The organism is Pseudanabaenaceae cyanobacterium SKYG29, assembly GCA_025055675.1.
GTDB lineage: Bacteria > Cyanobacteriota > Cyanobacteriia > Pseudanabaenales > Pseudanabaenaceae > M5B4.
In genome coordinates, this window is record JANWWT010000001.1 from 337,728 (window position 1) to 357,653 (window position 19,926).

At 50.9% G+C, this 19,926-nt stretch carries 21 protein-coding genes; 14 read left to right on the forward strand and 7 right to left on the reverse strand.

Going from position 1 to position 19,926, the window contains the following annotated elements:
- Positions 1-136 precede the first annotated feature (136 nt).
- From NZM01_01595 to NZM01_01635, 9 genes are all read left to right on the forward strand, one after another.
- Positions 137-2,041, forward strand: a complete 1,905-nt coding sequence (locus NZM01_01595) for an Rne/Rng family ribonuclease (GenBank protein MCS6958727.1) — start codon at positions 137-139, stop codon at positions 2,039-2,041.
- On the forward strand, positions 2,038-3,009 hold the full coding sequence (locus NZM01_01600; GenBank protein MCS6958728.1) for an FAD-binding oxidoreductase: 972 nt from the start codon (positions 2,038-2,040) through the stop codon (positions 3,007-3,009). The genes NZM01_01595 and NZM01_01600 overlap by 4 nt, the downstream gene beginning before the upstream one ends.
- Positions 3,010-3,051: 42 nt before the next feature.
- Positions 3,052-3,759 (forward strand): gamma-glutamyl-gamma-aminobutyrate hydrolase family protein, encoded by a 708-nt coding sequence (locus NZM01_01605; GenBank protein MCS6958729.1) that lies wholly within the window; start codon positions 3,052-3,054, stop codon positions 3,757-3,759.
- A 28-nt stretch (positions 3,760-3,787) separates the two neighbouring features.
- Positions 3,788-4,111 carry a phasin family protein gene (locus NZM01_01610; GenBank protein ID MCS6958730.1) on the forward strand — a complete coding sequence of 108 codons (324 nt, stop codon included), beginning with the start codon at positions 3,788-3,790 and terminating at the stop codon, positions 4,109-4,111.
- Positions 4,102-4,944, forward strand: a complete 843-nt coding sequence (rsmI, locus tag NZM01_01615) for a 16S rRNA (cytidine(1402)-2'-O)-methyltransferase (protein ID MCS6958731.1) — start codon at positions 4,102-4,104, stop codon at positions 4,942-4,944. Before NZM01_01610 ends, rsmI begins: the two co-directional genes overlap by 10 nt.
- Positions 4,941-5,774: a glycosyltransferase family 2 protein gene (locus tag NZM01_01620; protein MCS6958732.1), complete on the forward strand. Its 834-nt coding sequence runs from the start codon at positions 4,941-4,943 to the stop codon at positions 5,772-5,774. Before rsmI ends, NZM01_01620 begins: the two co-directional genes overlap by 4 nt.
- Before the next feature lie 102 nt (positions 5,775-5,876).
- Complete coding sequence (locus NZM01_01625) at positions 5,877-6,335, forward strand: hypothetical protein (GenBank protein ID MCS6958733.1); 459 nt, start codon at positions 5,877-5,879, stop codon at positions 6,333-6,335.
- 109 nt (positions 6,336-6,444) lie between these two features.
- On the forward strand, positions 6,445-7,404 hold the full coding sequence (locus NZM01_01630; protein MCS6958734.1) for an orange carotenoid-binding protein: 960 nt from the start codon (positions 6,445-6,447) through the stop codon (positions 7,402-7,404).
- A gap of 129 nt (positions 7,405-7,533) precedes the next feature.
- Complete coding sequence (locus NZM01_01635) at positions 7,534-7,854, forward strand: hypothetical protein (GenBank protein MCS6958735.1); 321 nt, start codon at positions 7,534-7,536, stop codon at positions 7,852-7,854.
- Between the two features lie 305 nt (positions 7,855-8,159).
- Here NZM01_01635 and mrdA read toward each other — a convergent pair whose 3' ends face one another.
- A complete protein-coding gene (mrdA, locus tag NZM01_01640) occupies positions 8,160-9,914 on the reverse strand; it encodes a penicillin-binding protein 2 (GenBank protein MCS6958736.1) in 1,755 nt (584 codons plus the stop codon).
- 31 nt (positions 9,915-9,945) lie between these two features.
- On the opposite strand from mrdA, the gene NZM01_01645 reads away from it, so the two are divergent.
- Positions 9,946-10,263, forward strand: coding sequence for a hypothetical protein (locus tag NZM01_01645; GenBank protein ID MCS6958737.1), 318 nt, complete (start codon positions 9,946-9,948; stop codon positions 10,261-10,263).
- Here NZM01_01645 and ruvC read toward each other — a convergent pair.
- Positions 10,235-10,720: a crossover junction endodeoxyribonuclease RuvC gene (ruvC, locus tag NZM01_01650; GenBank protein ID MCS6958738.1), complete on the reverse strand. Its 486-nt coding sequence runs from the start codon at positions 10,718-10,720 to the stop codon at positions 10,235-10,237. The two genes, NZM01_01645 and ruvC, sit on opposite strands and share 29 nt — an antisense overlap.
- Positions 10,721-10,803: 83 nt before the next feature.
- On the opposite strand from ruvC, the gene NZM01_01655 reads away from it, so the two are divergent.
- A complete protein-coding gene (locus NZM01_01655; protein ID MCS6958739.1) occupies positions 10,804-11,136 on the forward strand; it encodes a hypothetical protein in 333 nt (110 codons plus the stop codon).
- Here the strand turns inward: NZM01_01655 and NZM01_01660 are convergent, their stop codons facing one another.
- Together NZM01_01660 and glmU are read right to left on the reverse strand one after the other, a co-directional pair.
- Entirely contained in the window at positions 11,137-11,952 is an 816-nt protein-coding gene (locus NZM01_01660; GenBank protein MCS6958740.1) for a pentapeptide repeat-containing protein, read from the reverse strand.
- A gap of 38 nt (positions 11,953-11,990) precedes the next feature.
- Positions 11,991-13,367 (reverse strand): bifunctional UDP-N-acetylglucosamine diphosphorylase/glucosamine-1-phosphate N-acetyltransferase GlmU, encoded by a 1,377-nt coding sequence (glmU, locus tag NZM01_01665; protein MCS6958741.1) that lies wholly within the window; start codon positions 13,365-13,367, stop codon positions 11,991-11,993.
- Between the two features lie 59 nt (positions 13,368-13,426).
- Here glmU and NZM01_01670 point away from each other — a divergent pair, with 59 nt between their 5' ends.
- From NZM01_01670 to NZM01_01680, 3 genes are read left to right on the forward strand one after another with little or no spacing between them, the layout of a single operon-like run.
- A complete protein-coding gene (locus NZM01_01670) occupies positions 13,427-14,161 on the forward strand; it encodes an SIMPL domain-containing protein (protein MCS6958742.1) in 735 nt (244 codons plus the stop codon).
- 2 nt (positions 14,162-14,163) lie between these two features.
- Positions 14,164-15,522 (forward strand): UDP-N-acetylmuramoyl-L-alanine--D-glutamate ligase, encoded by a 1,359-nt coding sequence (gene murD, locus NZM01_01675; GenBank protein MCS6958743.1) that lies wholly within the window; start codon positions 14,164-14,166, stop codon positions 15,520-15,522.
- Complete coding sequence (locus NZM01_01680) at positions 15,515-17,314, forward strand: penicillin-binding protein 2 (GenBank protein MCS6958744.1); 1,800 nt, start codon at positions 15,515-15,517, stop codon at positions 17,312-17,314. Before murD ends, NZM01_01680 begins: the two co-directional genes overlap by 8 nt.
- Positions 17,315-17,327: 13 nt before the next feature.
- Here NZM01_01680 and NZM01_01685 read toward each other — a convergent pair whose 3' ends face one another.
- Genes NZM01_01685 through NZM01_01695 form a run of 3 tightly spaced genes read right to left on the reverse strand, consistent with a single transcriptional unit; the run spans position 17,328 to position 19,851 of the window.
- Complete coding sequence (locus tag NZM01_01685) at positions 17,328-17,750, reverse strand: SufE family protein (GenBank protein ID MCS6958745.1); 423 nt, start codon at positions 17,748-17,750, stop codon at positions 17,328-17,330.
- A 17-nt stretch (positions 17,751-17,767) separates the two neighbouring features.
- On the reverse strand, positions 17,768-18,403 hold the full coding sequence (locus tag NZM01_01690; protein MCS6958746.1) for a CbiX/SirB N-terminal domain-containing protein: 636 nt from the start codon (positions 18,401-18,403) through the stop codon (positions 17,768-17,770).
- Positions 18,400-19,851, reverse strand: coding sequence for a UDP-N-acetylmuramoyl-L-alanyl-D-glutamate--2,6-diaminopimelate ligase (locus tag NZM01_01695; protein ID MCS6958747.1), 1,452 nt, complete (start codon positions 19,849-19,851; stop codon positions 18,400-18,402). The genes NZM01_01690 and NZM01_01695 overlap by 4 nt, the downstream gene beginning before the upstream one ends.
- Positions 19,852-19,926: the final 75 nt, after the last annotated feature.

Sequence of the window (19,926 nt, forward strand, 5' to 3'; positions counted from 1 at the left end):
GGGTTTTCTGGCTATTCTGCGTTCGGCAACTCACGGTCTGGCTGTAGCTCACTAGACTTGTGAGCCATGATTAGTTACAGTGCTTCCTACCACCTGGGACTGGTTATCAACTTGTGCAAGCTTTTGAGGAAACTGAATGCCCAAGCAAATTATTATTGCTGAGCAACATCGTATTGCTGCTGTTTTTGCGGAAGACCGAGTTGAAGAAATTGTAGTTGCTAAAGGTACCCACCAAGTGGGGGATATTTTCGTGGGCACGATCGAGAACGTGCTGCCCAGCATCGACGCTGCCTTTGTCAACCTCGGTAGTACAGAAAAGAATGGATTTATCCATATCTCCGACCTTGGACCCCTGCGCACAAAGCGCAATAGTACGAACATCACGGAGTTGCTGATGCCACAACAAAAGGTATTAGTGCAGGTGATGAAGGAACCGACGGGGAATAAGGGACCGCGCTTGACGGGAAATATCTCTCTCCCAGGACGTTACGTGGTGTTGTTGCCCTTCGGCATGGGGGTCAATCTGTCTCGCCGCATTTTGAAAGAAAATGAACGCAATCGCCTGCGCGCCCTTGGTATTCTGATTAAACCACCAGGCATGGGGTTACTCATCCGTACGGAAGCGGAAGGCGTGGGAGAAGATTTAATCATCGAAGACCTAGACAACCTGCAACGCCAGTGGGAGAGTATCCAACAGGACTACCAAAATGCCAAAACACCCCGCTTACTCGATCGGGAACAGGACTTTGTCACTAGGGTGTTACGGGATTTATATTCCGCTGATGTCAATCGGATTGTTGTCGATACAGCCGATGGTCTGCGGCGGGTCAAACAACAATTGCAAACCTGGGGAGATGGCAAAATTCCTCCTAGTTTAGCGATCGATTTACACCAGGAATCCTCCTCCATCATGGAGTATTACCGCATCAATGCGGCGATTCGGGAGGCGTTGCGTCCCAGGGTGGACTTGCCTTCGGGGGGCTATATCATCATTGAACCGACGGAAGCTCTCACAGTCATTGATGTCAACTCTGGCTCCTTTACCACGTCTAAGACTTCGCGGGAGACGGTACTGTGGACTAATTTTGAGGCTTCCACAGAAATTGCCCGTCAGTTACGGTTACGCAATATCGCCGGTGTGATTATTGTCGACTTCATTGATATGGAATCGCGGGAAGACCAACTGAAATTGTTGGAACACTTCCATCGCAGTCTCTATGCGGATAAAGCCCGTCCCCAGATTGCCCAGCTGACGGAATTAGGTTTAGTGGAGCTAACGCGCAAACGGCAAGGGCAGAGTTTGTATGAAATGTTTGGACAACCCTGTCCCCACTGCAGCGGTCTAGGTATTTTAGCCCATCTGCCTGGTAGCGAACAGGAGGAAGTGCCTCTTGTACCCTTGCAGCAACGCAGTAGTCTGGAGAGTTCTGACCCCTTCCCCGATGAGCGGGAACGGCAGTTAGTGGGGGGCACCGATCGCAACATCATGTTCCACCCCGATTACCAGGAGCGCTTACCTCGCCGTCGCCGTGCCAAACGGGAAGAAGCCCGGCCTGAGGTCTCTGAACGCCGTATCCCTGCCCTCAAGGTGGTAGCAGCGGAAGAGGGGGAACCAGAAGTGCCCACAGTAGTAGAAAAAGCGCCAGCAGCTAAACCTAGGGTGAAACCAGAACCCCCTGAACCTGCTGAAGTTGTCACAGTGACTATGACTCCCCAGCAACAGCAGGTCTACTCGTTCATGGGTATTTCTCCCTTAGTACTTGTCAATCGGGAGGGAAAGGAGAACAAAAATATGATTGTGCGGATTGCCCTTCCTGGGGAGGAACAAACCCCTAGCTTGGTTAAGTTAGAGGAGAAAGAAGCCAAAGTGGAAGCAGTGCCGAGCAAACCCAAGGCAGAGGACAACGGTGTGCCTAAGATTGAGATTGTTGCTATTAAACCTAAGGAGGAGACCAAGGAAGGCGGGGAGGAAAATCTACTGCCGGTTTCCCCTCCTGCTTCTCGCCGTCGCCGCTCCAGTTCCACCCAGCCCCCAGAATGAAGGTTGTGATTATTGGTAGTGGCATCATTGGCAGTGCCATTGCCTTTTATCTGACTGGTTTGGGTATGGCGGTGGAGGTATGGGAAGCAACTCCCCAGCCGGGTTTGGGGGCAACGGGGGCAGCCCTGGGGTTTTTATTGGGCGTAGCCAGCGCCAAAACGACTGGCAGAATTGTCCGCCTGCGCTTAGCCAGCCTGGAACTCTATGACTCCTGGTTACCAGAGCTGGAAAGGTTGACAGGCAGACGGGTGTTGCTTCACCAGGGCATTGTCTGTCTACCTACCGATCGTCACCTCTGGCAAGAGCTAGCCCAAGTGCGCGCCCAGCAAGGATATATCCTAGAGCCTATTTTCCTGGGGCAATGGCAGGGCTTCCTCAGTCCCAGGGATCGGGTTGTTCATCCCTTAGAGCTTGTCTATGCCTTGGTGGAGGCTGCTGCCCTGAGGGGGGCGAAATTTTATTGGGGGCGTAAGTTAGAACCAGGAGAGGAGCCGCAGGCTGATTGGGTGGTAGTCTGTGCCGGTTTGGGCTCCCGGGAGTTGACCAGCCTACCCTTGCAACCTGTGGGAGGACAAGCGATCGCGGTAACAGTAGCGGCAGACCCTCAGTTGCCTGCCCTGCACATAGTCGATGAGGTGGGGGATGTAAATTTAGTCCCCCTTGGTCAGGGTCGTTACTGGATAGGGGCAACGGTGGAGTTTGAGCCGACGGTTTTGCCTAGGTCAGAGAATGTGACTTACCTCCTGGAGCGAGTAGGAAGGTATTTTCCCCAATTCGCCCACAGTGAGGTGCTAGGGACGTGGGCAGGTTATCGACCGCGACCGATCGGGCGGGGGGCACCTGTGATAGAGTTCTGCCGACCAAATTGGCTCGTAGCTAGTGGGCACTACCGCAACGGCTTACTGCTAGCTCCTGTTACCGCCCAGCTAGTCGGGGACATGTTAGTCAACTCCACTACCAAGAGTTAAGTTAAGAAAAGTTAAAATAAGGGGGAAACTGATAGCAGGGATATGAGTTATCCAGTCATTGGCATTAGTATTTACGGACGCAATCAGGAAGGGGATTTTTACTTACCAGGGGCTTATGTGGATGTTGTACGCAAGGCGGGGGGGTTGCCCATGTTACTGCCCCCAGGGGAGTCCCAGATCGATGCCCTCCTTGACCAACTCGATGGGCTGATTTTAGCGGGAGGGGGAGATATTGACCCCCAATTTTTAAGTTCCCCCACTGCCTGGCATCCCAAAATTTACGGTGTGGACTTGGAGCGGGATATATTTGAGTTGGCGTTAGTCGAGCGGGTAATGCAGCGGCAAATTCCTGTATTGGGGGTCTGTCGTGGTTTACAGGTAATTGGCGTAGCAGGGGGAGCGGAATTGGTGGTGCATATCCCCGATGTCTATGGGGAAACTGTCCTACACAGATTAGAAGAACCCTCCCGCTCTACCGAGCATGGCGTGACAATTGCCTCCGACAGTCGCCTAGCCCGCACGCTGCAAACTACGAGCGTCCAAATTACTTCTTGGCATCACCAAGCGATCGCTAGCGCTCCCCCCCAGTGGCGCGTGGTGGCAACCGCCGAAGATGGTGTGATTGAGGCGATCGAGCATACTTCTCACCCCTGGGCAGTAGCAGTGCAGTGGCATCCAGAGATGATGAATCAGATGGCTTTGTTTGTTGAGTTTGTCGAAGCTAGTAGGCAGTTAGGGAGAGGAGTATAATGTAGCCTAAACAGGGCTAAGAATTACTATGGATAGCGCCAATATTTTGAAACAGCTGCTGCTGTTGGGGGTGGGGACTACGGCTTTACTGATAGATCGATTACGGGAGCTGACAGATGAATGGGTAAAGCAGGGCAAGATTGACCCGCAACAAGCAACAGATTTAATCAACGAGATTTCCAAACGCATCAAAGATGAACAGGTGAATGTGGAAATTTTGATCCAGCGGCAAATCAGGAATGTAATGCAGGATTTAGGTGTACCGCGGCAAAGCGAAATCGATGAACTACGGGGCAGAATCGATCGTTTAGAACGGCAAGTACGGGAGTTGGAGAATCGCAGTTGGAGGTAAGACCCCAGACCCTCTATATTGTGGGTACGCCTATTGGCAATTTGGCTGATATGACCCTGCGGGCGATCGAGGTTTTACAAAAAGTTGATTTGATTGCGGCGGAAGACACTAGGCATACCGCTATTTTGTTGCAGCACTTCCAGATTGCCACTCCCCAGATTAGTTTTCACAGCTACAACAGCCAAGCCCGCTTACCAGAACTGCTAGCAAAATTACAACATCACTCCCTTGCCCTTGTCACGGATGCAGGGATGCCTACCATTTCTGACCCTGGTTTAACCTTAGTGCGGGCTTGTGTACAGGCAGGATTTAGGGTGGTGCCGATCCCAGGCGTCACAGCAGGGGTTACTGCCCTCGTAGGTTCTGGTTTGGACACCGATCGGTTTGTGTTTGAAGGGTTCTTACCCCTGGAGCAACATCTGCGCCAGGCGAGGATAGAAGCATTGTGTACAGAAACCCGTACCGTCATTCTCTACGAAGCCCCCCACCGTCTGGTGACTACCCTTGCCGATTTAGTCCGTATCCTGGGGGAGACTCGCCCCCTCGTCGTGGCGCGTGAACTGACGAAGCAATTTGAGGAATTTTATCGGGGTACACTTGGCTCAGCCCTTGCCCATTTTCAGCAGTTCCCCCCCAAAGGGGAATTTACCCTCGTCCTGGGGGGTGTGGCACCGCAGACAGTCTGGACCACCAGCCAAATCATGGCAGAATTGCAACAGTTGATTGCGCAAGGAATGTCCCGATCGGCAGCTAGCCGTCATCTGGCGGAACTAACTAAAATCTCCAAACGGCAAATCTATCAGTGGTCGCTGCAGATTGAAGACAAATCATGAGCAAAGTCACGATCGTTATTCCTTGTTACAATGATGGATTATTCCTGTTGGAAGCCATCGACAGTGTTAAGCAGTGCGACCCTGCTCTGTACGAGGTAATCATCGTCAATGATGGCTCCAGGGATGCCACTACCCTAGCAATTTTAGACAATTTGACCCAGGCTGGGTACTTAGTTCATCACCAACCCAATCAAGGGCTAGCCCACGCCCGCAATACCGGCATTCACTTAGCCCAGACTCCCTATGTGCTGCCCCTCGACTGTGACAACAAAATTAGACCCTGCTATTTAACTGAGAGTATTCCCATCCTGGAGCAAAATCCCCAGGTGGCCGTGGTTTACAGTGATGTCCATTACTTCGGCGAGGAGGATTTAATTTGGTCATTACCCGAGTTTGATCTATGTCATCTGCTGGTGCGGAATTACATTGATGCCTGTGCCGTCCTGCGTAAAAGTATCTGGCAGGCAGTAGGAGGCTATGATGAGCAGATGCCCGATCGGTTAGGTTATGAAGACTGGGAATTTTGGCTAAGGGTGGCAAAAACAGGTGCCCAGTTCCATCATTTGCCCCTGGTGGGGTTTGACTATCGTACACGGCCTGACTCTATGGTACAAGCCTGTAAAATTCCCGCCAATCACCGTCGTTTAGTCGAATACATTGTAACAAAACATGAAGACCTCTACAGGCAACACCTAGGACGAGTAATAGCTGACAAAGAATACCTCTGGTTTAGTCAGTTTGTAGAGCTGCAAGCAAAAGTCAAACAACTGCAAACAGAAATCTGCCATCTACGACAGAGCATAAGAGAACTAGGCATTGGTCATCCCTAGTAGAGACAATCCTGGTGGCTAAGGAAAGAAAATGAAGTTCCTTTATCTTGCAAAATTACCAGACCAAGGGTAAGATAAAGATAAAAGACATAAATACAGCAAATGAACAAACTGCAACAGAGTGAAGCCATTAACCTACAAGCCAGCATCATTGCCTGGTTACAACAGCAAGTAATCAAGCCTACTTTTAACCTGACAGAGGTAAAAGAACTGATTGAAGTTCTCTACGAAGCGGTCAAGTCCTATGAAATCCTCCTCGCCCTGGAAGAACGCCGCCTCAGTCAAACTCTGATCAGCCCTGCCCCCCTTCCCCTAGAAATAGAAAACAAACCCCGCCAAAGACGTAAAACAAAGGACATACCCCTGCCCCCTACTGAGGAAGAGGAGCCTACCAATCGGCAATATTTTTCCCTGGAAGAAGCCCATGCCGACGCAGTGAGAGCTGGTTATGATAAGTCTGCTAGTGTCTTTCGTCGTGATTTGACCCTGGGGCACAAGATTTTTGGTTGGCGTAAAGCCAATCGATCGGGCAACAAACCTAGCTACTACAAAGAAGAGTGATATATGCCCCAGTGAAACAGCCACCACTTGAATATCTCTTAATGCGCATTGTCTGTTCATTTTCTCTCTTTTACACTGAAGTCGTAAACGTAGTGCAAGAGGAAAGTTTATGCCGTTTACGATCGAGACAGCGCGGAATATATTTCCCCAAACCCTGGTGGCAGACGCGGTGCCTGCTACGATTGCCCGATTTAATCAACTATCCGCCGAAGACCAACTAGCACTGATTTGGTTCGCCTACTTGGAATTGGGGAAGACAATGACTGTAGCTGCACCGGGGGCAGCCAGTATGGCGCTAGCAGAACCGGTATTAAATCAAATTCGTAATATGCCTTTTCCCCAACAAACCCAAGTGATGGCAGACTTAGCTAACCGTGCCGACACTCCTATCTGCCGTACCTATGCTGTATGGTCTCCCAATCTGAAGTTAGCCTTCTGGTATCAACTGGGTAAGTGGATGGAGGAAGGAATTGTCGCTCCTATTCCGGAGGGGTATCGCCTATCTGCTAATGCTAGAGCAGTGCTAGAAACAATCAAAACCCTTGACCCTGGTCAACAGATCACGGTACTACGTAATGCTGTTGTGGGTATGGGGTATGACCCGAACAAACTAGGGGAATATCAACCGGTGACCGAACCCTTCGTTCCCCCCACTGAAAAATCCCAGCGCACTTCTGTAACGATCGAGGGTGTGACGAATCAGACCATCTTTGACTACATGAATAACCTCAATGCCAACGACTTCGATGCCCTCATTGAACTGTTTGCCCCCGATGGTGCCCTGCAACCCCCCTTCCAAAGACCGATCGTGGGGAAGGATGCCATCTATCGCTTTTTTAGGCAGGAGTGCCAGAATCTGCGGTTGATGCCGGAGCGTGGTGTTGAGGAACCTGCCGAGGATGGGTTTACCCAGATTAAAGTAACGGGAAAAGTCCAGACCCCCTGGTTTGGGGCGAAAGTGGGGATGAACATTGCCTGGCGCTTCCTGCTCACACCGCAAAACAAAATCTTCTTTGTCGCCATTGACCTGTTGGCATCACCCCAGGAATTGCTAAATCTAGCTCGCTAGAGAGTCATCTAGCCAGCTTAAAGGATGTGTCCCCCCCAGGGGACTTTTTTTTGCCCCACTCTTCCATTTGTAAAACTAATGTTACATAATAGTTAATCATATATCTACCTTTTGATGCTTGGTTTAACTATGCTAGTTATGGACTGGACGGTACAGGAGCAACACATTGCCCAGCAAGCGTTTCAACGGGCTTATAACAGAGAAATTACTGCCCTCACCGACCTGGTGCGGGAGATGGCAAAATCTGTTAGTAACATCCAAGACATTTGGCGCTTACATGATTTTTTAAGTGCCCGCCGCCACGAGATTGATGGCAAGTATGACTATGATTATCCCTCCTTGATGTTTGTGTTTGCCAATCTGATTAAGGACGGTTGGCTGTCCCTAGAGGAGTTAGAGGGGTTGCAGTCGGATAAATTGGCAAAAATTGCTGCCCTGACGCGGATGTAGAGCTACCAACATCTGCCTGCAGATAAACCACTGTTCTTCTGGGGGTATCTATTGCCCCCACTTCTATTGGGGTTAAAATCATTAGCCCTCTGAGACTGCCCACCAGGTGTTCAGGGACAAGCGAATAAAGGCTGCTGGCTGCTATCCAGTAAGAGGTAGCAATGGGGTTGATATTCCTGACGTAAATTTCAGGGTGCCAATAGTCAGGCAACATTTTGTCCCCATTGACAGAGGAGTAATGCTTGTAGGGGAGCAGGTTAGCACTCCTCAACCGTGGGGGCTTCTGGGCATCTGATGCTGTGGCACTACTGTCTCTGGGCGTAGGCATTAATAATTTCTGCCACGATCGGTCCTGCTACGGCACTCCCCCCTTTGCCTGCATTTTCCACAAACACAGTCACGACGATCTGGGGATTAGCCACAGGGGCATAGGCTGTAAACCAAGCATGGGTAGGACGGGGTGGGTCTTCTGCTGTGCCGGATTTGCCCGCAAAGGGTATGACTGTACTTAAACCCGCGCCTGTCCCAAAGGTAGTAACTGCTTCTAGTCCCCGCCTGACTACCTCGATCGTAGTAGGTTGCAGACCGATGGGTTGTTTGTGGGGGGGTGTAGTTTTATCTAGCAACAGGTGAGGACGGACTCGGTAGCCCCCGTTAGCAATTGCTGCAGTCACCACTGCCATTTGGAGTACGGTTGCCTGTAAATCCCCTTGACCAATGGATAGGTTAACCGTATCCCCTATGTACCAAGGTTCCCGCAGTAGTTCCCATTTCCACTGGGGTGTGGGCAATAGTCCCTCCGCTTCCTCCCGCGCTAACTCTATCCCTGAAGGCTCCCCTAACCCCAGGCGCTGGCACCACTTGACTAACTCTTCTATGCCAATTGTCATCCCCACCTGGGCAAAAAACGTATTGCTGCTGTAGGCGAGGGCTTCCGCAAAACCGATCGTGCCAAACCCCGCTTGGTTGTGGTCCCAAAACAGCAATCCCCCCAAATCCAAGTAGGGGTAAGTGGGTAGGAGGGAAGCAGGCGTAAATTTGCCCGATTCTAAGCCCGCAATGGTCGTGATAATTTTGAAAGTGCTGGCAGGCGGAAAGCCCTGCAACGCGCGGTTGACAAAGGGTTTATCTTCGGAATTGAGGCGCTCCCAGGTAGCCTGGGAAATGGGAGTGGAGAAAACATTGGGGTCAAAGCTAGGACGGCTGACCATTGCTAGAATTTCACCATTGTGGGGGTTGAGGACTACGGCTGCTCCCCTGCCATAACCCAGTGCCCGTTCTGCTGCCTTCTGTAACTCCAAGTCGATCGTCAATTGGATGGAGCCGCCGGGAATCGGTGGTTTTTGTCCCAGTACCTGGATGACTCGCTCCATACTGTCCACTTCTACTTGTTGCCCGCCCCAGCTACCACGCAACTTCTCCTCAAAAGCAAACTCTGCCCCCATCTTGCCAACTATATCCCCTAGGCGATAGCCCTTGTCCTGTCGCTTAGCTAACTCCGAATCCGTGATTTCCCCCGTGTAGCCCAAGACATGGGCAGCCACATCCCCATTGGGATAATAGCGCACAGCCTCCGGTTCCACTTGGATACCCGGAAATTCACTGCTGTGTTCTGCCAGGTAGGTAATGAGACGGGGGCTAATATTACTAGCAATTTTCACCAAGTTAGGGGATTGATAGCCTGCCTGGGCAATTTTTTGGCGAATTTCCCTGCTGGGCATACCTGTCACTTGTGCCAATTTTTCAATGATTGGCTGCCACTGGAGTTCGGTTTGGGCAATAGGCCAGGCATAGATGGCGTAAGCAAGGCGATTAGTAGCTAGGATACGACTATGGCGGTCATAGATTCTGCCTCGTTCCGGTGGCTTGGGAATCAAACGAATACGATTGTTTTCCGCCAGTTGACGGTTGTAGCTGCCAGTAATGAGTTGCAAATAGACTAAACGACCACCGATCGCTCCCCACAGTAGCACAACCATGACACCCAGGAACACGTAAGCCCGCGCTCCCCTACCAACTGTACGCTCTTGGTCAGTGGCGATTTTGGTGAAAGATGCCATACTAAAATATGTCCTATAGATTCAGCTTAGCGTGAAACACGACTGGGACGATTTGCAGCAACAACTAAGGCAGGTGGAAGCAGAACTGGCAGCAGTTAAAACCCGCCTGGCTACGGTCATGGCAGGAGAGCAGGAGCAGGAAGAACTAGAACAAAGATTAACTAGTTTGTCTCCCCAGTTGAAGGCAGAGATTAAAGAGATAACCGATCGGATTGCTGCCATCGAAATTGAGATTGAAAGCCGTTTATTTAACTGGGGTGCCCTCAAGGAAGTGTTTTGGCTAGTTGTGCGGTTTACAGGACTGGGGATTGTCATTGGTGTCATGCTGCAAAGATGTGCTGGTTGTTGAAGTAACAAGTTAAAGCAATGGCAAGGGCATCAGCACAGTCATCGGGACGGGGAATCCGATCGAGGTGGAGTTCTCGTACTACTGCTGCTTGCACTTCTGTTTTACTTGCTTGTCCTGCCCCTGTGAGAGCTAATTTGACTTGGGGGGGAGAATATTCTTGGGGGGTAATCCCCCTTTGCGCTAAAGCCAATAATATTACACCTCTCGCTTGGGCAATGGGAATCAGGTTCCCCATGCGGTAGAAAAATAATTTTTCCATGCTTACCATCCCAGGTTGTGTTTGCGCTAATAATGCCTGTACATCAGTGTAGAGAACCGCTAAACGATCGCCAATCGTTAAATCTTTATCGGTCTGAATAATGCCATAGTCCAGTAAATGGGGTGTAGAGTTATTTTCTATGGCAATCAAGCCAAATCCCGTAGTAGCAATACCAGGGTCTAAGCCCAATATTTTCATGGGTAATTGATCAACCATGGTCGGAAACAGTTTAACAAGTGTTCAGCTCCTGTGGTAAGATTGAGCAAATAAGGGGAAGAGTTATGACAGAAGATACTGAAAAAATTCTCAGGGCGCTGGCAGAATTCAAAACTGAAGTGAGGGCGGATATAGAAGCTTTCAAGTCTGAGGTCAGAGCGGATATAGAGGCTTTCAAGTCTGAAGTGAGAGGGGATATTAAAAGTCTCTCCGATCGTTTAGATACAGAAGTGAAGCGATGGGATGAACGCTTTTTCCAACTGAGCAAAGATACCTTAGTTTTTACGCGCACTGTGATTACCACCGCTGCCATTGTGGCTGTTTTGACTCCCATTATCTTAAAACTAGTAGATTCGCCTTTATTTACTAAGGCAATTGGGAAATTACTAGGAGAATAACTAACGCATGAGGAACGGTAACAAAATAGAACCTAGGGAAGTAAACAGACCACTGAGGGGATGATTTTCTGGTTTAATTTCTTGGGGTGGGTTTTGTATGGTGAAAGCCAGTTGTTGTGCTAGTTTTGCTCCCTCCGGATTGTTTTGCCCTTGAAACAGAATTTCCGCTTGTTTGGCATCCTCTAGGGCACCGGCTAAATCCCGTAAAGACTGTTTCGCTAGTGCTCTGCCCATGTAGGCGGGGGCAAATTTGGGATCAAGGGTGATCGCACGATTGAAATTCTCGATCGCTCCTTTGGGGTTCTGCCTGCGTCCTTCTTCCATACCCCAGATGTAAAATTCCTCTGCTTTGAGGGCATAGAGGGGAATATCAACGGCTCCCCGCACATAGGCATTGCGCAAATCCACGCCCGTCAAGTTAGCACCAGTGAGAATGGCTTGCCGCAGGTCAGTCTGGGCAAAAATCGCTCCCTCTAGGTTTGCTCCAGTCAAATTAGCGCCCCCCAAATCCGTTTGGGTAAGATTCGCCCCCCGTAGGTCTGCCCCAGTTAAATCGGCACCGAACAGAGAAGCACGGCTGAGGTTAGCCCTTTGCAGGTTTGCTCCCCGTAGGTTACTCCTAGCAAGATTGGCATCCGTGAGGTCACTGCCAGTCGCGTCAATACGGCTGAGGTCACTTTGTACTAAACCCGATCGGGTGAGGTCGCATCTTTGACATTGCCGCGTCGTGAGCAGTTGATTGAGGTGCTGCAGATTTTCTGCTCCCACTGCCAGGGGTAATGCCACTAGGGTCAACAGTGTCCAACCTTTTGCCATAGCCTCTCCTCAGTTTTTTTCACCTTACCACAGGACGATTACTTGACAGCATTTGTTGCCCGCTTACGCCCCTCACAGTCGTAGTAGTCGGCTTTAATCTCTGCCCGCACTCTGCCAATTACCAGGGAGTTGGGGGGAACATCTTGATCGACTACTGTACCAGCGGCAATTGTAGTGTTGTCCGCCACTTGGACGGGAGCAATAAGCACACTGTGGCAGCCTGTCTTCACCCGATCGCCCATGACTGTGGGATGTTTGGCAAAACCATCATAGTTAGCAGTGATCGTGCCTGCCCCAATGTTGACCTGGGAACCGATCGTGGCATCACCGAGATAGCTCAAATGGGCTGCATTAGTGTGGTGACCTGTAGTGGTGTGTTTCAGTTCGACAAAGTTGCCAATGCGACAGTGAGCGCCTACCTGGGAGTAACCGCGAATGTGGGCAAAAGGACCAACGCGACAGTTATCCCCGATCGTGCTTTCCATTACCACGGAATAACGGACTTCACAGTTGTGCCCGATGTGACTGTTTTGGATCAATGAATTGGGACCAACAATAGTATCAGCCCCGATGTAGGTTTTACCCCGCAGATGGGTATGGGGTTCGATCGTGACATTGGCTTCTAATTGCACATCATCTTCGATCGTAATAGTCTCGGGACAGAGCATGGTGACCCCTGCTTCCATCCACTTCTGACGCAGGCGCTTCTGCAGTACCTCGTAGGCATAGGCGAGTTGTTGGCGGTCATTAATTCCTAGACTTTCTTCATAGTCCTCCACATCTAGGGCATAGACCGCGGGCATGTAGTGAAAAACCTCTGTGAGATAGTATTCCTTCTGGTCGTTGTTAGTGGTCAATTTGGGCAGTGCTTGGGTGAGAATTTGCCAATTAAAACAATAGACACCGGCGTTGACGCGCCGATTTTGGCGTTGGGCATTGGTACAGTCGCGGTCTTCAATGATGCACTCAATGCGATTCTCTGCGTCACAAAACACCCGTCCATAGCCCTTGGGATCAGGGAGAAATGCTGTCAATACCGTCGCATCTGCCTGGCGCTCCCTATGTACCCGCAACAGCTGTTGCACCGTCTCTTGGCGTAGGAGCGGACTATCCCCAGTCAATACCACTAGGTCACCTGTAAAAGACTGTAAATGGGGGAGGAGTTGCTGGATGGCATGTCCCGTCCCCAGTTGTTCCCGTTGCTCTACAAACTCAATCTGGGGGTCAGGCAAGGCTGCCCGTACCTGGTCACTGCCATAGCCAACGATGACTAGTTGACGATCGGGTTGCAACGACCTACCAATTGTTAAAACTCGCTCTAGTAGGGTCTTGCCGGCCAGAGGATGGAGCACTTTGGGAATGTTTGATTTCATGCGCGTACCCTTACCGGCGGCAAGAATGGCAATTGCCAACATAGACTTCTCCTGACTGTGGGCAGACCTGTATAATTATGCAAACAAATGCCCAAATTTCTATGGAAAAAAATCCGAACTTTCCCCAATTATTTGCGGGGATGGCAGTCCTGGGGGCATCAGTAGTGGTGGCAAGCACGATCGCAGGAGTGGCGATTACCCGCCTCAGGTCACAGGATGTCCTAACGGTAATTGGTTCGGCTAAACGTCCCATTCGCTCTGATTATGTGGTGTGGCGCAGTAGTGTCACTGCCCAGCAGCCCACCTTGCGTTCTGCCTACCAAGAGTTGAAGAGCTATAGCGATCGAGTGTTATTTTATCTAGGCAGTCAAGGGATTCCAAGTGAGGCTGTCAGCTTAAGTGCGGTGAATACAGAGACGATTTATGAAACCATTAACGGCGTTTCCACGGGTAAGGTGCAGTCCTACCGCTTGACTCAAAGTTTTACTGTCAGCAGTAGTGATGTTGATGGTATCACCAGGTTGGTACAAACCAGTGGGGAATTGATCAGCGAGGGTGTCCCCTTTAGCTCGGAAGCCCCTGAATATGTTTACACTAAACTCAGTGACCTGCGGGTGGAGATGTTGGCGGCAGCTACTGAGGATGCTAAACGGAGAGCAGAAGCTATCCTCAAGGTCACAGGTAGACGACCGGGGGCTATTAGGGCAGCGGAAACGGATGTCTTCCAAATTACTCGCCGTTTTTCCACGGAAGTCAGCAATATGGGCAGTTACGATACTTCCACAATTGATAAGGACATTACTGCTGTTGTGGCAATCACCTTTAGTGTGGAATAGGCATGGACAAAAAGGCAATTGTATGGGGCTTGGGCAAGTCGGGATTAGCTAGTGCCTGCCTATTACAGCACAAGGGATGGCAAGTGCGGGTCTATGACCACAATCAGGGTGGGGAATTGACCGATCGGCAACAACAACTGAGCAAGCTTGGCATAGAGGTATACCTAGGTCAGGATTTTACTCCAGCAGATTTGGTGGCTTGGTCACCCCAAATAGTGATAGTGAGCCCGGGGATTGCCTGGGACCACCCCCTTCTAAGAGCAGCGAGAGCAGAGGGTATTAACACGATCGGGGAAGTAGAGTTAGGTTGGCAGTATCTCAGTCATGTACCCTGGGTAGGGATTACGGGAACAAACGGCAAAAGTACTACCACCGCCCTGATCAGTGCTATCTTTCAGACTGCAGGTTACTATGCCCCCGCCTGTGGCAATATTGGGCTGCCCATCTGTCAGGTGGCTCTTACACCCCCCGCTTGGGTGATTGCGGAACTGAGTAGCTATCAAATTGAAGCAGCCCCTAGTGTGTGCCCCCAAATTGGTGTCTGGACTACATTCACTCCCGATCACCTCAGTCGTCACGGCACGATCGAGCGCTATAGCCAAATCAAAGCCCAGTTGTTGCACCAATCGCGACAGCAAGTCCTCAATGGCGATGACCCCTACCTCCAACAACAAAGGCAGCAATTCCCCCAAGCAGTTTGGGTTTCCACCGCCTCGGGAGCCTCGCCGACCGACAGCAATGCCGCTGATGTTTGTATTGCAGGGGAGAGGGTGTATTTTCGGGGTCAGCCGGTTCTCTCCCTTCGGTCTTGGCGACTCTTGGGGCAGCACAATTTACAAAATCTCCTCCTGGCAGTGGGCACAGCTAGGTTGGCAGGGATTGAGGCGGCGGCGATCGAGCAGGCGGTAGCTAATTTTCGGGGTATGCCCCACCGGCTAGAGGTAGTTGCCAACTATCAAGGAGTGCTGTGGATCAATGACAGCAAGGCTACCAACTATGATGCGGCGGAAACGGGACTCAAGGCAGTAGATGCGCCTGTATTACTAGTTGCGGGTGGGGAAGCAAAGGCAGGCAATCCCCAACCTTGGCTGCGGTTGATCAAAGATAAAGTGGCGAGAGTTTTGCTGATTGGCTCAGCAGCAGAATTGTTTAGCCAGCTGTTGACAGAACAGGGATTTACACAGTGGGAGGTGGTGGCAACCCTCGATCGGGCGGTGGCGGTGGCTGCTGGATTGGTACCGACCCTAGGCATAAAAACTGTATTGTTTTCCCCCGCCTGTGCTAGCTTTGACCAATATCCCAACTTTGAAGTCAGGGGTGATCACTTTCGGCGGTTAGTGCAGGGGTTAGAACATGACTAAAGCTGGCTTACGTGCCCGCGAGTGGTTACGGACTGTGCGCAGCGATCGGCTCATGGGAGTCTGGTTGCTGCTCATGTTGGCGACAGGGGGATTGTTTGCCCGTCTATTCTATCTGCAGGTGCATCAGAGTGAGACCTTGCGACAGCGTGCCCAAACCCAACAAATCTCCTATATTCAACCCTTTGTCCCCCGCCCCACGATCGTCGATCGCCATCAGCAAGTCCTAGCCGTCGATCGTCCTGCCTACGTCCTATTTGTCCATGGTCATCTCTTACGACAGCCAAAATCAGCCATAGCTAGTGCCCTAGCGCCCTTCCTGACCAAAGATACCGCCACCCTTGCCCAGGCAATCCCCGATCGGGGTAGTGTCAAACTGGTGGATGGACTGACGGAAGAGACCGCTAGAGGTATTCGTGCCCTGGGACTAGATGGGGTGGAACTGATGATGGAACGGCGGCGCTACTATCCCCAACAGGATTTGGCGGCGGAGGTGGTGGGCTATGTCAATCTCATCGATCACAGAGGCAGGGCAGGGGTGGAGATGGCTTACGATCGATGGCTGACCACTAACCTAGAACGCTATCAGGTGCGCCGAGACGGCTTGGGGCGGATCATCCCCCAATCGGTAAAACGACAGGTGCTGTTTAATGAGCGGACTTTCTTACAACTGACGATCGATCAGCGCACGCAGCGGGTAGCCCGCCAACTGCTGAAAGCGGCAATTGCCAAGTACAATGCCAAGCGGGGGACAGTCCTGGTCATGGATGCCCAAACGGGGGAGATGCGGGCCCTGGTCACAGAACCCACCTTCGACCCCAACCGCTACTTTGACTATGCCCAAAGACCGGAAGTGTTCAAAAACTGGGCGGTAACTGACCTCTACGAACCAGGTTCCACCTTCAAACCCATCAATATCGCCATTGCCCTGGAAGGGGGATACATACAACCTGACAGCACTTTCTACGATGAAGGAATGCTCACGATCGATGGCTGGCCCGTCGCCAACTTTGACTTTGAGAGCAAGGGACCAGTGGGGGTTCTCACCATCAGTCAGATTCTGGAACGATCGAGTAACGTGGGGATGGTGCACATCATGGAACAGATGCCCCCAGCGGTGTACTACAGTTGGTTGCAACGACTGGGCTTAGGGCAACCCTCAGGGATTGACTTGCCCTCGGAGCCAGCGGGAGAGCTAAAAAGTCAGGCACAATTTACCACCTATCGCATTGAAGCCGCTACTACAGCCTTTGGGCAGGGCTTTTCCCTCACACCAATTCAGATGTTGCAATTGCATGGTATTCTCGCTAGTGGCGGTAAAATTCTCACCCCCCATGTAGTCAAAGGGCTTTTTAACGAAGAGGGAGAGTTATTGTATCGTTACCCCCTGCCTGAACCCCGTCAAGTCCTTTCCCCTACAACAACTGTGCAAGTCCTAAAGATGATGGAAGCGGTGGTAGAAAAGGGTACAGGGCAAGCGGCGCGCATTCCTGGCTATCGGTTAGGGGGTAAGACAGGGACAGCGCAAAAAGCCGATGAACGGGGGGGTTATGCTAATGCCAAAATTACCAGCTTTGTAGGGATTTTCCCTACCACTGCCCCTCGCTATGTGGTGATGGCTGTGATCGATGAACCTCTAGGTGATGATGCCTTTGGTTCCACGGTGGCTGCACCGATCGTCAAGGGCGTAATTGCAGACTTGATTGCTGCCGACAAAATTCCCCCCTCCCACCCTGAAGAGTTATTGCAGAAAGCCTCCCCTCAAACGCCAAATCAAAACACTAGGGCAGATTAGCTAGATTCCCGCTCTAGGATAACAACTCCATTGTCTTTTTCTGCATTGTGTGAAAAACATTAATAAAGCCATTGGCACGGGAAGGAGTTAAACTGACAGACAAACCCAATTCTTTCACAAAATCAGGGGACAAAGCCAGGATAGTCTGGGGGTCAAGACCATTCATGCCTGCGGCTAGAAAACCCAAAAATCCTTTACTAATTAGGGCATCGGAGTCCCCGCTAAAAATTACCTTGCCATCCTGCAGAGCAGCAGTTAAATAAACGTTAGAAACACAGCCATTAACTCGATTGGCGGGAATTTTGAGGGCAGGATCAAAGGGAGGCAATTTCTTGCCGTAGAGAATCAACTGTTCATAGCGGGCTTTGGGATCGGACAGAGATTTGAACCGATCGACTAGTTTCGCCAATGTTGGAGGTAAAGCAGCTGTAGTCATGGGACTAAGTAGATTTACTAAGAATATTGTACGATCGATGCCGCTAGTTCCTGCGCTAGCTTAGCCACCACTGGGGGGGTGAAGGGACTAGGCAAAAGAGTTATACCGTCCCTGGGGATTTTATTTAGGGCATAGCTTCCCTCCAGGAAATAGGGCAAAACCCAGGCACCAGGGGGTAGAGGGTCAGCCAGGGTCAGCAGTTGGGCATGGAGTTTGTGGGCTAGGTGACTGACGATCGTGGTAGCACCAGGATACTTGCTGCCGTGACAGAGTAGAACCCTCTTTCCCTGGGGTGGGAATTGCCGAGCCAATAGGTCTACCATGCCTGGATGTTCCCCCAATAATGGTGTCAGTAGCCAGCGCCTCGCAAGCTGCATGGATTGGGGATCATTGGGTATCTGGGCGGGGATGTCAATTTGAGTATGCACACCCCGTAACAAAAACAGAGGAATGGCAATAATTTTAGTCTGGGAAGATACGCCCGCCGCAAACTGCAGCATTTGTTCTTGTAGAGTTTCGGGCTGCCCTTCTAAACAACCACCACCAACTATTACCTGGGGACACAGAGACTGCAGACATCGTTCCACTTCCTGTCGCCACACCACCGAGCGGGGGGAACTACTGCCATGGGTAATGACAAAATAGGCAATCATATTCCCAAGCGCTGGGCTAGAGCTTTTCGGGCTTCCACACGGTCATCAAAGGGATACTTGGTCGTACCAATAATTTGGTAATCCTCATGACCTTTCCCAGCTATCACTACCGTATCCCCCGCTTGGGCAGTGAGAATCGCTTCCATGATAGCTTGCCGCCGATCGATTTGGTATTGCACATGGTAGTCAGCGGTAATGCCTGCTCGAATATCTTGGAGAATGCGCTGGGGGTCTTCTGTACGGGGGTTATCGGAGGTGACAAACACCCGATCGGCAAGTCTGGCGGCAATTTCCCCCATCAATGGTCGTTTCGTCCGATCGCGGTCGCCACCACAACCAAACACAGCAATTAACTTCCCCTGGGTAAAAGGACGCATAGCTGTCAACACCTTCTCCAAACCATCGGGGGTATGGGCATAATCCACAACAACGGTTATATCCTGCCCTGGCCCAATTTGTACTTTTTCCAGTCGTCCTGGCACCGTTTGAAAAGCAGGTAACCTCTCCGCAATCTCTTCCTTGCTAATCCCCAAACTCAAAGCCACAGCTACAGCAGCGATGGCATTCATCACATTGAATTTGCCCAGCAAACTCGATCGGAACTGTACTACTCCCCAGGGGGAATGCAAGGTTGCCACCACACCCGTAGGACTAAAAGTTAAATCTGTGGTGTAGCAATCAGCCCCAGGGTCTTGTAAACTGTAGGTCAGTGTGTCCTTGGTCATGGTCAGTAATTTTTGACCATAGGGGTCATCTTTGTTTATAACTGCTGTACCGTCCAGATAATTACTGTGAAAGAGCAGGGATTTAGCCGCAAAATAATTCTCCAGGGTGCCGTGATAGTCCAGGTGGTCTTGGCTTAAATTGGTAAACACCGCCCTGTGAAACCGACAGCCCCACACCCGCCTCTGATCGAGAGCATGGGAACTCACTTCCATGATTGCCAAATTTACGCCGCTATCTAATGCCCGTCTTAGGTTTTTTTGTAGATCAACAGCAAAAGCCGTGGTGAGATTAGCCGTTTCCTGCTGCCCTTGCCAACGATTGTAAAGAGTCCCTAACAAAGCTGTGTGAAACTGCGACTGAGCCAGAAATTCAATGATATGAGTGGTTGTCGTTTTGCCATTTGTACCCGTTACCCCCACTAGCCGCAATTGGCGACTGGGATAATCATAAAAACAGTTGGCTAACTGACCGCAGGCAACTGCCACATCCGCAACTTTGTAAACCCGATCGTGCTCAATCCCTATCTTCTCTCCCACTACAGCGGCTACTGCTCCCTGCTCTATTGCCTGCAGCGCAAACTCCCCCCCGTCCACCTTTGCCCCAGGCATACCGATAAATAAATCACCCCGCTGACAGCGACGGGAATCCGTAGCCAAACCAGTGACCTCTGCTTCTTGGCGGCACGCCAGCCCGATCGTTTGTAGTAATTGGGACAGCAACATAATCTTGGCTAAGTTAATTGCATCATCATAGCTGATTTATGAACAAGTGTTAAAAAAATACGCCTCTATCTAACG

Coding starts and splice junctions, on each gene's coding strand:
- NZM01_01630 (MCS6958734.1), top strand. CDS start 6,445: ATGCCGTTTACGATCGAGACAGCGCGGAATATATTTCCCCAAACCCTG.
- glmU (MCS6958741.1), bottom strand. CDS start 13,367: ATGTTGGCAATTGCCATTCTTGCCGCCGGTAAGGGTACGCGCATGAAA.
- NZM01_01655 (MCS6958739.1), top strand. CDS start 10,804: ATGACAGAAGATACTGAAAAAATTCTCAGGGCGCTGGCAGAATTCAAA.
- NZM01_01690 (MCS6958746.1), bottom strand. CDS start 18,403: ATGATTGCCTATTTTGTCATTACCCATGGCAGTAGTTCCCCCCGCTCG.
- mrdA (MCS6958736.1), bottom strand. CDS start 9,914: ATGGCATCTTTCACCAAAATCGCCACTGACCAAGAGCGTACAGTTGGT.
- NZM01_01610 (MCS6958730.1), top strand. CDS start 3,788: ATGGATAGCGCCAATATTTTGAAACAGCTGCTGCTGTTGGGGGTGGGG.
- murD (MCS6958743.1), top strand. CDS start 14,164: ATGGACAAAAAGGCAATTGTATGGGGCTTGGGCAAGTCGGGATTAGCT.
- NZM01_01635 (MCS6958735.1), top strand. CDS start 7,534: ATGCTAGTTATGGACTGGACGGTACAGGAGCAACACATTGCCCAGCAA.
- NZM01_01595 (MCS6958727.1), top strand. CDS start 137: ATGCCCAAGCAAATTATTATTGCTGAGCAACATCGTATTGCTGCTGTT.
- NZM01_01620 (MCS6958732.1), top strand. CDS start 4,941: ATGAGCAAAGTCACGATCGTTATTCCTTGTTACAATGATGGATTATTC.
- NZM01_01670 (MCS6958742.1), top strand. CDS start 13,427: ATGGAAAAAAATCCGAACTTTCCCCAATTATTTGCGGGGATGGCAGTC.
- NZM01_01605 (MCS6958729.1), top strand. CDS start 3,052: ATGAGTTATCCAGTCATTGGCATTAGTATTTACGGACGCAATCAGGAA.
- ruvC (MCS6958738.1), bottom strand. CDS start 10,720: ATGAAAATATTGGGCTTAGACCCTGGTATTGCTACTACGGGATTTGGC.
- NZM01_01625 (MCS6958733.1), top strand. CDS start 5,877: ATGAACAAACTGCAACAGAGTGAAGCCATTAACCTACAAGCCAGCATC.
- NZM01_01695 (MCS6958747.1), bottom strand. CDS start 19,851: ATGTTGCTGTCCCAATTACTACAAACGATCGGGCTGGCGTGCCGCCAA.
- NZM01_01685 (MCS6958745.1), bottom strand. CDS start 17,750: ATGACTACAGCTGCTTTACCTCCAACATTGGCGAAACTAGTCGATCGG.
- NZM01_01600 (MCS6958728.1), top strand. CDS start 2,038: ATGAAGGTTGTGATTATTGGTAGTGGCATCATTGGCAGTGCCATTGCC.
- NZM01_01660 (MCS6958740.1), bottom strand. CDS start 11,952: ATGGCAAAAGGTTGGACACTGTTGACCCTAGTGGCATTACCCCTGGCA.
- NZM01_01680 (MCS6958744.1), top strand. CDS start 15,515: ATGACTAAAGCTGGCTTACGTGCCCGCGAGTGGTTACGGACTGTGCGC.